12 protein-coding genes are annotated in these 15,228 nt (G+C 36.1%); 7 read left to right on the top strand and 5 right to left on the bottom strand.

All coding sequences use genetic code 11. The features are described from left to right. Positions 1 to 159 precede the first annotated feature (159 nt). From NYE73_RS03345 to NYE73_RS03335, 3 genes are all read right to left on the bottom strand, one after another. Positions 160 to 705, bottom strand: a complete 546-nt coding sequence (locus NYE73_RS03345) for a DUF3225 domain-containing protein (RefSeq protein WP_004227588.1) — start codon at positions 703 to 705, stop codon at positions 160 to 162. Positions 706 to 989: 284 nt separating this feature from the next. Further along, a complete protein-coding gene (locus NYE73_RS03340; RefSeq protein WP_004227590.1) occupies positions 990 to 1,664 on the bottom strand; it encodes a response regulator transcription factor in 675 nt (224 codons plus the stop codon). Positions 1,665 to 1,699: 35 nt separating this feature from the next. Next, entirely contained in the window at positions 1,700 to 2,848 is a 1,149-nt protein-coding gene (locus NYE73_RS03335) for a sensor histidine kinase (RefSeq protein ID WP_048392088.1), read from the bottom strand. Positions 2,849 to 3,013: 165 nt separating this feature from the next. On the opposite strand from NYE73_RS03335, the gene NYE73_RS03330 reads away from it, so the two are divergent. Both NYE73_RS03330 and NYE73_RS03325 read left to right on the top strand, forming a co-directional pair. Beyond that, positions 3,014 to 3,649, top strand: a complete 636-nt coding sequence (locus NYE73_RS03330) for a YigZ family protein (protein ID WP_103117453.1) — start codon at positions 3,014 to 3,016, stop codon at positions 3,647 to 3,649. Between the two features lie 147 nt (positions 3,650 to 3,796). Then, positions 3,797 to 4,852 carry an LCP family protein gene (locus NYE73_RS03325; protein ID WP_259951073.1) on the top strand — a complete coding sequence of 352 codons (1,056 nt, stop codon included), beginning with the start codon at positions 3,797 to 3,799 and terminating at the stop codon, positions 4,850 to 4,852. A gap of 259 nt (positions 4,853 to 5,111) precedes the next feature. Here NYE73_RS03325 and NYE73_RS03320 read toward each other — a convergent pair whose 3' ends face one another. Next, positions 5,112 to 6,179, bottom strand: a complete 1,068-nt coding sequence (locus NYE73_RS03320) for a glycosyltransferase family 4 protein (RefSeq protein WP_259951074.1) — start codon at positions 6,177 to 6,179, stop codon at positions 5,112 to 5,114. A 225-nt stretch (positions 6,180 to 6,404) separates the two neighbouring features. On the opposite strand from NYE73_RS03320, the gene secA2 reads away from it, so the two are divergent. The 3 genes from secA2 to NYE73_RS03305 all read left to right on the top strand — a co-directional run bounded on the left by secA2 (position 6,405) and on the right by NYE73_RS03305 (position 11,105). Then, positions 6,405 to 8,768, top strand: coding sequence for an accessory Sec system translocase SecA2 (secA2, locus tag NYE73_RS03315; protein ID WP_259951075.1), 2,364 nt, complete (start codon positions 6,405 to 6,407; stop codon positions 8,766 to 8,768). A gap of 3 nt (positions 8,769 to 8,771) precedes the next feature. After that, positions 8,772 to 9,668: an accessory Sec system S-layer assembly protein gene (locus NYE73_RS03310; protein ID WP_259951076.1), complete on the top strand. Its 897-nt coding sequence runs from the start codon at positions 8,772 to 8,774 to the stop codon at positions 9,666 to 9,668. Positions 9,669 to 9,750: 82 nt separating this feature from the next. Then, positions 9,751 to 11,105 (top strand): IS3 family transposase gene (locus tag NYE73_RS03305; RefSeq protein WP_139111235.1). Its coding sequence is split into 2 segments (ribosomal slippage): positions 9,751 to 10,204 and positions 10,204 to 11,105, totalling 1,356 coding nucleotides; the frame shifts between segments, so codons are not numbered across the junction. Positions 11,106 to 11,202: 97 nt separating this feature from the next. On the opposite strand, the gene NYE73_RS03300 is transcribed toward NYE73_RS03305, so the two are convergent. Continuing rightward, positions 11,203 to 12,096: a C40 family peptidase gene (locus NYE73_RS03300; protein ID WP_066036909.1), complete on the bottom strand. Its 894-nt coding sequence runs from the start codon at positions 12,094 to 12,096 to the stop codon at positions 11,203 to 11,205. Positions 12,097 to 12,346: 250 nt separating this feature from the next. Between NYE73_RS03300 and brnQ the strand changes: the two genes are divergently transcribed. Together brnQ and NYE73_RS03290 are read left to right on the top strand one after the other, a co-directional pair. Then, on the top strand, positions 12,347 to 13,666 hold the full coding sequence (gene brnQ / locus NYE73_RS03295; RefSeq protein ID WP_066036910.1) for a branched-chain amino acid transport system II carrier protein: 1,320 nt from the start codon (positions 12,347 to 12,349) through the stop codon (positions 13,664 to 13,666). A 181-nt stretch (positions 13,667 to 13,847) separates the two neighbouring features. Continuing rightward, positions 13,848 to 15,215, top strand: a complete 1,368-nt coding sequence (locus tag NYE73_RS03290; RefSeq protein ID WP_259951312.1) for a S41 family peptidase — start codon at positions 13,848 to 13,850, stop codon at positions 15,213 to 15,215. Positions 15,216 to 15,228: the final 13 nt, after the last annotated feature.

Raw genomic sequence — 15,228 nt, 5'->3', positions numbered from 1 at the left:
ACAAAAAGAAATGAATGTGAAATGAATGACGAACGTCGGATTCCCGTTCTCGCCCTTCTAGAGTCGTGCTAGTAAGCTAGCTTCCATTTCACATTCATTGTCTATGTATAAATAGGCATATCTTCACTCAATTGATATGTTGAATGAAGATAGCTTCTGTTAATTTCCTGTACTTGACTGTGAGTCATCGCCAATATAAAAGACACTCGTCACTTTCCAATCATTGTCCTCTTTCACAAAGACTGTTACCTGACGTCCTGCACTTTCATGTTCGACATTTGTCTCAAGCTGAAGTGAGTGCATTTTCATGTTGGCAAATACTTGCGCCTCTTCTGATTCATACTTTGCAATTGTTACATTTTCTACTTCACGCTTAATATCAAATTGATCAAATACTTCTGATGCATATGTTTTTTCTTCATCGTATTTAAAACCCTTTGGATTTTTCGAGATTGTATTCATATAACGATCAATTTCTTCAGCATTTAATGCAGCAATATACTCATCAAAAGATGCTAAAATCGCCTTTTCATCTTCCGCTGGTACATTATCAGCCTTTTCTACGTTTCCACCCATCATTTCAAAGCCAACTGTACCATCCTCTATTACTTTATCTCGTTCTTCATCACTCATCTTTTCATCTTTATTACCACAGGCAGTTAACACTAATAAGATTAGAACTGCTAGAAAACTTTTCTTTAACATCAAAAAACCTCCCGCGCATATTGTAGCATATAAATGCTTTCGTAGGAATTTTGTTGTGCATTTTCAACATTTAAGTGCTACATCTTCCTTATGACGCATTAGGCTGTAAAATGTTGCATGAATTGCTAGTTATCATATTCATACTAATGAATAGTAATGTTACAAAATTGTGAATGACCTGTTCTTCATCAAGTTAGCCCAATACAAATTATTACCAAAAAACAATAAAAAACTGTTTTAAAAACTACTTCAATAAAAGTAGCTTTTAAAAACAGTCTTAGCAATTAGCGTACTTCAACCCAGCCATTTTTGATAGCTGTTACAACTGCTTGTGTACGGTCATTCACATTCATTTTTTGAAGAATACTTGATACGTGGTTTTTAACTGTTTTTTCAGAGATAAACAGTGTCTCACCGATTGTACGGTTTGATTGACCATCCGTTAATAATTGTAATACTTCACATTCACGCTTAGTTAGCAAATGGAATGGACGACGAATTTCAGTTTGATGGAAGTTTCCTTTATTTTCATGTTCTGAAAGTCGTTTAAATTCTGCTACTAGGTTTTTCGTTACTTTTGGATGTAAATAAGAACCGCCGTTGGCAACAACTTTAATCGCCTCAACGATTTCATCTGCATCCATCTCTTTTAACATATAACCAAGAGCACCTGATTTTAATGCATGCGTAACATATGTTTCATCGTCATGTATAGACAACATAATCACTTTTGCATCTGGAAATTCAGTAATTAACTCTGCCGTTGCTTCTACTCCATTTTTGCCTGGCATGTTAATATCCATAAGTACAACATCTGGTTCGTTTTCAGCGTATAACGTAACAACATCTGTACCATCGTCACCTTCTGCTACTACATCAAACGTATCTTCAAAATCTAAAATGCGTTTTACTCCTTCGCGGAATAGCTGGTGATCGTCTACAATAATAATCTTTGTCATTTGTCTTTACCCCCTAGATTTCTGCGACAGTTACATCATTCTACTTCTAACGGTATTTTAAATAACACCGTTGTCCCTCGATTGATTTCACTCGTAATGGTGATTGTACCATTTAAAATTTCAATACGTTCTTTCATTCCTAATATTCCAAAGGAATGATCTTTCACTACTTGTGGGTCGAAGCCTATGCCATCATCTTTTACAACAATGTTGACGGCATCTTTTAACCATTCAAGCTTTACCCAAATGTCTTTACACTTTCCATGCTTCATGGCGTTGGTTACACATTCTTGTACTAATCGGAAAATGGATACTTCATAATTTGAAGGTATACGTTTTTCTGTACTTCTCGATTGGAAATGAATTTCAACACCTGGATTATATTCAGTCACTGTCGATAAATACTTCTTTAATGTCGGAATAATTCCCAAATCATCAAGTGCCATTGGTCGTAGATCATAAATAATACGTCGCACCTCAGATAAGGCATTACGTACCGTTTTCTTTAAATCGGCAATTTCAGCCAAAGCCTTTTCAATACCTTTTTCACGATACGTTCTATCTATTAAATCAGTGCGCATAAGGACATTTGCAAGCATTTGAGCAGGTCCATCGTGAATCTCTCTTGATAAACGCTTACGCTCTTCCTCTTGAGCTGCAATAATACGTATCCCAAAATCCTGTTTCATTTTTGCTTGTTCAAGGGCTAAACCAACATTTCTTAAATCTGAAGTTAAGTAATTCAAAACGACATTTACCTGATTAACAATATGATCAGCACGTTCAATCGTATCGAGTAATCCTCTTAATCTTCTCTCTAGATCATCTCTTTTATCCCGTAGCTGTTTTTCTTGTGTTCTAATAACGGAGAGCTTTACTTGAAAATCATGTGCAGTTTCATAGGCTTCTCTAACTTGTTCTTCGGTATAATTATCAAAAGCTTTACTCACTAGCACAAGTCGTTGCTTAGCAAGCTGCGTACTTTTTTCCAATGCATCGCCATCATCAATTACGATTGATATTTGTTTTCGAACAATTTCCAGCTCTTTTTGCATATCTTCAAAGCTTCTGCGGCTTTGTTCACTTATAATAAAGATATCATCCTTTGAGCTCATGATTGTATCTAACATTCGATTAAAAATGTCATCAAGCGACTTTAAATCGAAGGTATCATTTGAAAACATAGTATACTCCCCAGTCTAATGTCTTATGATTACTTACTAATTTAATAGACTAAAATCACATATTCCATAGTCTACACCTATTATAGCATTACCATGCTAAAATTTAATGCTTTTTCTTCATGAAAATTATAGAATAGAACTCTAGTTAAAAGGAGATTGATACGAATGAGAGAAAACTATTTAACAGTAAAAGGATATGGTGAAAGCGAAATTGTCATTTCCAAATCTCGCTTTCTCACTTATATAGAACGTGCAGAAACGGAAGAGGATGCAATTTCTTTTATAGATGGTATAAAAAAATTGCATCATAATGCAACACATAACTGCTCTGCATATATTATTGGGGAGCATGATCATATTCAAAAGGCAAATGATGATGGGGAACCTAGTGGTACTGCAGGCGTCCCTATGTTAGAGGTCTTAAAAAAACAAGGGTTAAAAGATACGGTCGTTGTTGTGACCCGCTATTTTGGAGGCATTAAGCTCGGTGGTGGAGGCCTTATTCGTGCTTATGGAAAAGCAACTACAGAGGGATTAACTGCTGCACAGATAGTTGAACGTAAATTGCATCATGTCATGAAAGTAGCTATTGATTATACATGGCTAGGAAAAGTCGAAAATGAAATAAGAAGTTCATCATATTCTTTAGAGGAAATACGTTATTTGGAGGGTGTTGAAATTATTGTTTCTGTGCTAAAAGAGGAAGAAGAACAGTTCCGAAGTTGGATAACAGAAATGACAAATGGACAGGCTACCATCACTTTCGAAGATGCTCAATTTGTAGAATTTATTGTCAATTAAATAGTTTTAATTGTCGAAACTAAATATGCATAGTATAATTTTTTTGTTAAGCTATTTTATTGTCCACACAATTGCTTAGTTAAAATTGAATAAAAGTTAGCTTTATCGCATTATTATTCCCAATAATTAGAGGAGAATATATCTATTATGAAAAAAAGATCTGTTAGTCCGACTAAAAAGAGGTCTTCTAAAGCTTCATTAATTATAAAAGTTACACTACTATTAGTTGCCAGCTTGGTAATTTGTGTAACGGCTTATGCTGTTTACCTTACTAAACAGGTAGAGCATGCTGCAGACTCAGCATATGAGGAGTTAGAAGGTCGTCAGGTTTCTGCAAAACGCGAAGAAAGTGTAGAACCAGTACACGATAATGTATCTATTTTATTTGTCGGAGTTGACGATAGTGATAATCGAGGACAGGGGTCAGACCATTCACGTTCTGATGCACTCGTTTTAGCTACATTAAATAATAAAACTCATACAATTAAAATGCTAAGCATTCCTCGTGATTCATACGTTTATATTCCTAAAGTAGGTTATAAAGATAAAATTACTCACGCACATGCTATGGGTGGAACACTTACTACGATCGAAACTGTAGAAGAACTATTTGATATTCCTATTGACTATTATGTACGCATGAACTTTAATGCATTCATAGATGTTGTAGATGCATTAGGTGGTATTGAAGCTGAAGTACCATATGCATTGCATGAATTAGATGAGTTCGATAAGTTTACAATCAATTTAAAGCCAGGGTTACAGCATTTAAATGGAAGTGAGGCACTTGCCCTAGCAAGAACTCGTAAGCAAGATAGTGATATTGAGCGTGGCAAACGTCAACAGGAAATTCTATCTGCAATTATTAAAAAAGTGGCTTCTGTAGACTCTATCACAAAATATGATAATGTCATTAAAGCTCTTGGTGATAATATGAAAACAGATATGACATTCACTGAAATGAAGTCCTTCTTATCTTATTTATCAAAAGGCGCACCACGTATCGATTCCTTAACATTAGATGGTACGGATGATATGTCTACTGGTATTTATTATTACCAGTTAAATCAAGATTCTGTTGAAGAAGTAAAAGAGATTTTCAAAAACCATCTTGGCCAAAATGAACAATCATCAAGCCTAACAAGTGGCAATACAGGAACAGACAGTGCTGCTAGCAGCGATGACAATTCAGTTATTGAATAAGACCTGTCAGACCATAGACAAACTAGTCTATGGTCTTTTTATATGACTTTTCCATCGATTGACCACCCTTTACATTTCCCCCTCCTTGTCATAGATAAACAAGCTTACTTAAGTTCTCCTTCTTTTCCACTCTCAATGCATAAAAAAACGGTTTAGAAAAAGTTTCTCGTTGTCTAGCAACTCACTGTTTAATGACTTTAATAGTAACCCTATTTAACAACAAAAAAGCAATCATACAAATTGTATGATTGCTTATATTTTATTTACTAAATATCCGTACAAAATTTAATAATGGTTTATAGTTTTTACCAGCCAGTCCGATGACCTCTACAAAGATTTCAATAGCTGTTAGGATGACCGCTACAAGTAATATAGCTCCCCAAACCTTTGCCATAGAGAAAATGATAGCTGCTAATCCAAACATTACTGCAATTCCGTAAATAATTAGAACTGTTTGTCGATGTGTAAAGCCCATATCGAGTAATCGATGGTGTAAATGGGATTTATCTGGGTCAGACCATTTCTTCTTCATGCGAACACGACGAACAATCGCAAAGAATGTATCAGAAATCGGAACACCAAGAATAATGATTGGGATGATTAAAGCTACGAATGTAATATTTTTGAAACCAAGTAACGCTAACACGGAAATCATAAATCCAAGGAACAATGCTCCTGTATCACCCATGAAAATTTTGGCAGGGTGGAAATTATAAAATAAGAAACCAAGTGAAGCTACAGCTAAAATCGCTGCTAACGCTAAAACAAACACATTGCTCAAAATAAACGCCATGACAGCTATTGTAATCAGCGCAATCGTAGAAACACCTGCAGCTAGACCATCTAGGCCGTCAATTAAATTAATGGCATTCGTAATACCGATGATCCAAATAATTGTTAATGGAATACTCAGTAACCCAAAGTCTAATGTACCTAAGAACGGTAGATTAACCATTTCAATTTCAATACCGCCTACAAAAACAACAATCAGTGCTGCAACTAGCTGACCAAGCATTTTTGCTTTCGCAGAAATCTCACGCATATCATCAATAACACCCGTGATTACGATTATACAAGCACCAATAATGATAGCTAATAAAGCCTCGTTACTACCATGTTTTGTATGAATTAAAAATGAGTATAAAATCGTCACGCCAATAATAAAGGCAAGGAAAATGGCTAAACCGCCAAGTCTTGGCATAATTCGAGCATGTACTTTTCGATAGTTTGGTGCATCAACTGCACCTATTCTAAACGCTAAACGTTTCACTAATGGAGTTAACAAAATGGATGCAACAAACGCTGCTATTAAAGACACGTAAAGCATGTCTCTCCTCCTCAAATAAATAATCTACATTGAAATCCAAATTGATTATAGCATGAACAAGCATTGAAATATACTTTTTCTAAACATTTTCCACGATTTCACAAATATTTTGTACATTTTAGCATTAATAGATTCCTATACAGTCAAATGTAGTCACCATTCGCAAAATTTGATAGAATAATGGAGTGTCTAGCATGTAGACAACTTTAAAGGAGCGTATATTTCATGTTCTCAATTTTCAAAAGTAATAAAGAGCAAACTAGTGCTCGTCAATTAAAACGCTACTACAAAATAGTAGATCAAATTAACAATCTTGAAGAAAAATATGTTAACAAGTCAGATGCCGAATTACGAGAAATGACTTTTATTTTCAAAGATCAATTAGAACAAGGTGAGCCTATTACATCAATCATCCCAGACGCATTTGCTGTAGTACGCGAAGCCTCAAAGCGTGTATTAGGAATGCGTCATTTTGATGTGCAGCTTATTGGTGGTCTAGTATTAACAGAAGGTAATATTGCTGAAATGCCAACAGGTGAAGGTAAAACACTAGTTGCCTCCCTTCCCTCTTATGTACGTGCATTAGAAGGTAAAGGTGTTCATGTCATCACGGTTAATGATTACCTAGCAAAGCGTGACTATGAGCTAGTCGGTCAGATCCATCGTTTCCTTGGCTTAACTGTCGGTTTAAATGTACCAATGATGGAACCTGGTGAAAAGAAAGAAGCCTATAACGCCGATATTACATACGGTGTGGGTACTGAATTTGGCTTCGATTACCTACGGGACAATATGGCTTATAGTTTAGCAGATAAAGTACAACGTCCTTATCACTTCGCTATTATCGATGAAGTGGATAGTGTATTAATCGACGAAGCTAAAACACCTTTAATTATCGCAGGCAAGATGCCTTCCAACGAAGAATTACACCGCATTGCTGCTATGTTAGCGAAACGATTCAAGAAAGATGAAGATTATGACTTTGACGATGAAACAAAGGCTACTTCTCTAACGGATAAAGGTATTGAAAAGGTTGAGGCTGCCTTCAATATCGATAATTTATATGACTTAGAACACCAAACACTCTTCCATTACGTAATCCAAGCAGTACGTGCACATGTTATGTTTAAGCGCGATGTTGATTACATTGTCAAAGAAGACAAAATCGAGCTTGTTGATATGTTTACAGGTCGTATTTTAGAAGGTCGTTCACTTTCTGATGGCTTACATCAAGCGATTGAAGCTAAAGAAGGCGTAACGATTACAGATGAAAATAAATCAATGGCTCAGGTAACAATTCAAAACTATTTCCGTATGTATCCGAGGCTTTCTGGGATGACGGGTACAGCGAAAACACAGGAAAAAGAAATTCGTGAAGTGTACGGCATGGAAGTTGTGCAAATTCCAACAAACCGTCCGCGTCAGCGTATTGATCAGCCTGATCTTATTTTTAACACACAGGAAGCAAAATATAAGTATGTTGCTGCTGAGGTTAAAAAACGTCATGAAAAAGGCCAGCCAATATTAATTGGGACAACCTCGATTTTACAGTCTGAAACTGTAGCTGACTATCTAAAAAAAGAAAAATTAACATTCCAATTACTTAATGCAAAAACAATTGAACAAGAAGTTGAACTTATTTCACAGGCAGGTCAAAAGGGTCGTATTACGGTAGCGACAAACATGGCTGGTCGTGGTACGGATATCATGTTAGGTGAGGATGTACACGAGCTTGGTGGTTTATATGTAATTGGGACAGAAAAGCATGAAAGCCGTCGTGTAGACAATCAGCTACGTGGGCGTTCAGGCCGTCAAGGTGATGTAGGCGAAAGTCGCTTCATTCTCTCTATTGAAGATGATATGTTCCGCCGTTACGCAAAAGAAGAAGTAGAAAAATTCTCTGCAAAAATGATTGTAGATGATCAGGGTATTATTCAAAATAAAGAGGTTCAAGAGCTTATTGACCGAACACAACGAATTGTTGAAGGTTCCCAATATGGCATGCGGGAATATAACCTAAAATTAGACGATGTTATCAATGACCAACGTACCGTTCTTTATGGACTTCGTGACAAAATTTTAGCTGGTGAAGATTTATTAGATCAATTAAAGCAAATGTTATATGAAACAGTAGACTTTGCAGTTCGTGATGCTACACCTGATGATATTCCGTCGTTTGAATGGGACTATGATGGAATAGAGGCAACTTTAAATAGTCTCTTCCTATCTCCTGTTTCCATTGATAGAGAAGTTGGGAAGGTTATACCTATTTTAGATTCCCTACAAGCGCCTGTAGATGAATTAACTGCTAAGATGGATACGTTTGCTCAAAATGAACAAGTAATAGATGTCATCCCTCAAATCATGTTAAGTAACTTAGATAATGGTTGGATAAAGCATTTAGAGTCTATGGCTCATTTAAAAGAAGGCATTGGACTTCGCCACTATCAACAGGAAGATCCTATGCGTATTTATCAAAGAGAAGGCTTAGAATTATTCGCCAAAAACTTCCAAGAATTACGTCGTACGATCATTATAGAAATTATTGGATTTATGAAAACAATTGAAGCGCAACAGGAGGATCAATAAAAAATGGGCTTATTTTCATTCTTTAAAAAATCAGACAAAGTTGGTCAAGAAAATATAATTGACTCAAAGGACTTACTAGGAAACCCTACTACAGATAAAAATAATGATGGTATAGTTGAAACCAAGCTGTCTTTCCACCCTGATTGGAATGTACCTCAGGAGCAAAAATATATCTTTAACTTTCTTGCTAATGAGCTAGAACCATTAAAACCAAATCAATTATCTCTTTCTTCAATTAGTATTGATGAGGACCGCTCTGGAAAATGGCAAGTACGAGCATTTTTCCGTTCTTCGCTTTCTGAAGCAATTGAACTTGGTGAAATCGAACTTTTTATCATGGATAAAAACGATAAGCTTGTAGCTTCTAAAAAATTTGACTTTAAAGCACTTGGCACAATCCCAGCGAAAAGCGCTCGCCCATGGGTATTTGAATTTGAAAAATCAGCTATTAAAGTTGATGAAATACCGGAAGAAGGCTGGAAACTGGCTTTCAATCTAGTATCTTTACGTGATCATCAATTAGAATTAGATCCTACCTGGGAAGAACAGTTACCAGCAGAACAAAAAGAGGAGCTTGCCAAGATTGTTAAAACGTTACCCAAATTAGGGGAAACAGAAGTAAACTTCACAGGTTTGCAGGCTAAATTTATGAATAATGGTAGCTTAAATGTCTCTATATTTATTCGTAATGGCCATAATAAGGCTATAAATTTGGAACAACTACCTCTTGAAATTATTGACGCAAGAGGAAAACAAATAGCAAAAGGTTCATTTAAAATGGATCCTATTTTAACAGTTCAACCTAATTCAACCAAGCCTTGGACATTTATTTTCCCTGCCCAATTAGTAAACCCAAAAGGCGCTGATCTTTCACGTTGGTCAGCTCGTGTAACACAATAACAACCCCCCCCCTTTCTTCTAAAAGAGATGAACTGCTCCCCAAATGTTAGACACATCTAACATTTGGAGGAGCAGTTTTTATATGGCTAAATTTACATCGGAAGAAAAACTACAAGCAGCCTTACGTTACATAAAAGGCAATGAAAGTTCACATGAAATTGCTAAATCTATCGGAACAGATCACAAAGCAATTCTTAATTGGGCGAAACAATATGAGTATAATGGCGTAGAAGCGTTTATAAAGCGATATACAAATTATTCGGCACAGTTTAAACTAGACGTACTAAACTTTATGATTGAAAATGGTACGTCCTTACTTGAAACAGCAGCTATCTTTAAGATAGCTACGCCTTCTACACTTCGTAGTTGGAAAAAGCAATTTAAAACAAAAGGATTCGATGCCCTTCAATCAAGGAAAAAGGGGCATCCATCCATGAAAAAAGAAACGAACAAACAACCAAAACAAGCACCAGTAGAAGGGACACCTGAAGCACTTCAAGCAGAAATCAATCGTCTACGTATGGAAAATGAGTACTTAAAAAAGTTGAACGCCTTAGTTCAAGCCAAGGAAAAATCACCAAAGAAGACAAAGTAAAGGTCATCTATGAATTAAGGCATAAATACTCGGTGAAGGCGCTTGCGAAATTCGCAGGCATTCCACGTAGCACGTACTATGATTTAGTGAAGAAGATGGATCGTCCAGATCCAGATGCCGAGTTAAAGGCCGAAATTCGAGCAATTTATAACGAACACGAAGGTCGTTATGGTTATCGTCGTATTCGTGATGAGCTAGCAAATCGTGGGAAAAAAGTGAATCATAAAAAGGTTCAACGTATCATGAAAGAATTAGGTTTAAAGTGCTTAGTGCGTATGAAGAAATACAAATCTTATAAAGGGACAATCGGTAAGATTGCGCCTAATAGATTGGATCGTAACTTCATAGCAGAAGCACCGAATGAAAAATGGGTTACAGATATTACGGAGTTTAAGCTGTTTGGTGAAAAGCTCTATTTATCACCTATTTTAGACTTATTTAACGGCGAAATTATTACGTACACAATTGGTCATAGACCAACATATTCGCTTGTATCAGAAATGTTGGAGAAGGCACTAGAGAGGTTGCCAGAGGAACATCAATTATTGATGCATTCAGATCAAGGTTGGCATTACCAAATGAAACAATATCGCCACGCCCTTGAATCAAGAGGCATTGTGCAAAGTATGTCACGTAAGGGAAACTGTTATGACAACTCTGTCATGGAGAATTTCTTCGGCATCATGAAGTCAGAATTCCTCTACTTAAAGGAATTTGATAGTGTCGAGCATTTTAAAAAGGAACTTGAAAAGTATATAACGTATTACAACACGAGACGTTTAAAGGCAAAATTAAAACTGAGTCCGGTAGAATACCGAACTCAGTTTACCCAAGCTGCCTAAACGAAATAACCGTGTCTAACTTATAGGGGTCACTTCAAGAGAGGGGGGTTTTGTTAAAACAAAAAGCGATTTTTGCCTAGGCAAAAATCGCTACTTTTTATTTCACACTATCAAAACGTTTATAGGCTACTAATTTAGAAGACCAGTAAGAGTACGTAACATCAGAAACTTCTACACCATCTGTCCCCGCATGAATGAATTTATTATCTCCGAGATAAATTCCCATATGAGAAATACCTTCTTTATACGTATTCTCAAAGAACACTAAATCGCCAGGTACTGGATTTTCTACATGGGTAGTATTACCGTAAAAATAGCCCTCACTGCTTGCTCTTCCTATTTTTAAACCACCTTGATTAAAGGCATAAAAAATAAAGCCACTGCAATCAAGCCCTACAGGTGTATTTCCACCGTATAGATAGGGTGTTCCAACCAATGTATTGGCAACTTCAACGGTTTTGTTATATATCGCTTGTCCATTAGCTGTAGGATCTTTCGCAGTTACTTTTGATGGAGTGCCCGTACCTGAAGTCACATTATTATGTATAGTATCACCACCGGGTATCACTGCAGCTGAAGAAAGCTTCAATACTTGTCCAACAAAAATTGTGTCTTTTTCAAGCTTATTCCAATCCATTATATCCTTAATTGTCACATTATATAGCTTTGCAATTTTTGATAATGTGTCACCCTTTGCTACTGTATGAGAACTAGTTGCTGGTTTTTCAGATGTTGATGGAGTGGCGGGCTTTACTCCCTCATTCGTTGAATGTTTTGGAATCTCAAGCTTTTGAGCTACAAAAATCGTATCTTTCGATAGATTATTCCACTTCATAATATCCCCAATCGTGACTTGATGATTTTGGGCGATTTTCGTTAAAGTATCTCCTTTTTGTACAGTATATGTTGCTGCTTCCGCTGTTTGTAATGCTAAAAATGAAGTTGCTAAAGTACTTAGAACAAGAATTCTCCATTTTTTTGTCTTTTGCATACCAAAGTGCCTCCGTTCGTGCTAGAATATTCCCTTGTGTGTCTATCATACTAGATAACTATTGCATGAAAAATCGGAAAAACTGACTATTTTTCAAACATTATAGGAAACTTATAGAATACGACGAAATCCGACTATATTGAAATACTATTTTCATTGCAAGATTAGTGTTCCTATGATAACATACACTTCTGTATTTAAAATTTTTAGAAAGTTTTAGCTTTTCAATCTTAAAGGAGTTATTATACTTATGAAAAACATCTTGCATTTCATCAAAGGAAATTTAGCAGTAGGATTACTACTATTTGCCTTGTTCTTGGGTGCTGGTAATATTATTTTCCCACCATTATTAGGCCAACAAGCAGGTGAAAACATCACTGTAGCCATGATTGGTTTCCTTATAACAGGTGTTGGTCTTCCACTATTAGCGATTGTTGCTGTTGCCAAAGCAGGAGGCGATTTACAACTGCTCGCTAACCGTGTTAGTCCTGCTTTTGGAGTGATTTTCACCTCCATTGTCTACTTAGCAATTGGACCGTTCTTTGCTGTACCACGTACTGGATCTGTGTCCTATGAAATAGGCATTGCGCCATTTCTCTCTGAAGCGATGAGGGATCATTGGGCGCCACTTTTTATCACATCTATCTTGTTTTTCACGTTAATTCTATATTTATCTATTAACCCTTCGAAGCTCGTTGATCGAGTAGGTAAAATTTTAACACCTGCCCTGCTTTTTGTTATTTTATTGCTTGCTGTTAAAAGTTTTATCTCTCCTATGGGAGAACCAGGAGAAGCCGTAGGAAACTATAAAGTGTCACCTTTAGCTGAAGGCTTTGTACAAGGTTACTTAACGATGGACGTTCTAAGTGCTCTTGTTTTTGGTATCGTCATTTTACAAGCCTTGCGTGATATGGGTATGAAAGATACACGAAAACAAGTAAAAACAACGATTTTTGCGGGGGTCGTTGCTGCAATAGGTTTATCCTTTGTCTATATCTCTCTAGGGCATATTGGTAATACAAGTATCAATGCAATCGGTATTTCTGATAATGGCGGAAATATTATTGCAAAATCAGCTGAGGTGCTCTTTGGAAGCCTTGGAAGTATTATTTTGTCTGCGACTATTTTACTAGCTTGTATATCCACAGCTGTAGGTTTATTAACTGCTAATGCACAATTTTTCCATAAGCTATTCCCTCAAATTTCATATAAAACGTTTTTAGTTGTCTTCACTATTTTTAGTACAGCTATTACAAATGTGGGACTTTCAACAATAATTAGTGCATCACTACCTGTACTTTTAATCATTTATCCTTTAGCTATGGTATTGATGGTATTGTCACTAGCAGATCATTTCTTTAAAGGTGGACAAATTGTTTATATTTTAGCGCTCGTTCCAACTTTCCTTGTCAGTCTATATGATGGCTTAAAACAAATGAAAGTTGAAATTACGCCTTATGAAACTATTCTGAAAGCATTGCCAATGTATGAGCAAAATTTAGGATGGCTTTTACCAGCTATTGTTGGCGCATCAATTGGTTTTATTATTCATAAAGTGATAAAAAAATAATTTACAAGAATCTACTTGACCATAGCGACAAGTAGATTCTTTTTCTATCTCATATAAGTCCACCACTATAGCGATGGCTTCATGTATAATAAAAATCAGATACTCAATTGCATAATGTAACCATCCATTTAATACCTAATAATGATACATTCTATTTTGAGTTCTAGAAAAGAGGTGTCCAATGAAAAAGTTAATATGGTCATTCGTATTTGTTCTAGGCTTCTTCCTTCTCCCTTTTACAACTACTCACGCTGCTGAAAATGATCAACAGCTTATTAAGGAAATTAAGGAGATTGTGAAAGATACTTACGTTGGAACAATTAATGGAAATTTAGAGAAGGCTACATCCATCTCAGAAATCATGAGTATGCTTGATCCTTACTCAACCTACTTCACTAAGCAAGAATTTGAAAATTATATGAATAGCATCAACCTATCTACTATAGGTATAGGTGTGGTGATTGAAGAACACGAAGATGGAATTCATATTTTACAAGTAATCGAAGGCAGTGGTGCCTTTGAGGCTGGTGTTCAGGCTGGAGATATCATTATTGGCGTTGATGGTGAATCCATTATCGGGCGTTCTACACAAGAGGCCTCTTCCCTTTTAATCGGTAATGAAGGGACTAAGGTGGAGGTTACATTAAAGAATAGTGACAGTTCAAAAACTACCAAAACTATTACACGTAAAAAATTCACATTACCAAATGTACAAACTGACCTGCTATTTGGAAATGTGGGCTATATTTCGTTGGCTTCCTTTTCAGAGGATGGTGCACAGCTTGTTAAAAATGCGCTGATAGACTTAAAAAAACGTGGTGCAACATCGTTCATCTTAGATTTACAAAATAATGGTGGAGGTTATGTGACAACAGCTGAAGAACTAACAGGATTATTCCAATCTGCTAAAGTTGCGTATTTATTAGAAGAAGCACATAACTCTTATACCATCCCAGCAGTTCAACAAGATACAAAGTTTCCTAAAGATACCCGTATTCTTGTAAACCGCTATAGTGCCAGTGCTTCTGAAATGCTTTCCGCATCATTGAAAGACCAGAAAGCTGCTATTTTATACGGTGAAACAACCTATGGGAAAGGCGCTATGCAAGGCTTTTACACATTACAGGATGGAAGCTATTTAAAGCTTACAGTTGGTAAATTTACAGGTCCTGCGGGTCATACTATTCATGAAGTAGGCGTTAAGCCAAATGTTCAAACCACAACAGCACCTATTTTCCAGGCACATTATGATGCATTGAAGGAAAAATATCCTAAATATAAACAACTTTCCACGGTAAAAAATATAGCTGATACACAAAAATTTACAGTAAAAATTCCTGCTGGGCTTACTTCTCAAATTGCTAAAAGTAACATTCAACTGGCTGCTTTAGGAGCTAAGGAAGTACCCGTAGCAGTTAAAATTGAAGGTCGTACATTAACTGTTACACCTAAGAGTGCTTTATCACCAAATCAGGAATATATGCTACTTATTCACCCAAAGAGCAAAGATCAAAAAGGCTACTATCAGCATATAAGAATAAGCAATTAAAAAAACTGTCATC

The sequence above is a fragment of the Lysinibacillus sp. FSL K6-0102 genome (genome assembly GCF_038003545.1).
In the GTDB taxonomy this organism is placed as follows: Bacteria; Bacillota; Bacilli; order Bacillales_A; family Planococcaceae; genus Lysinibacillus; species Lysinibacillus capsici.
The sequence above is the reverse complement of the archived record's forward strand: the minus strand, read 5'-3'. Positions and strand labels throughout refer to the sequence as shown.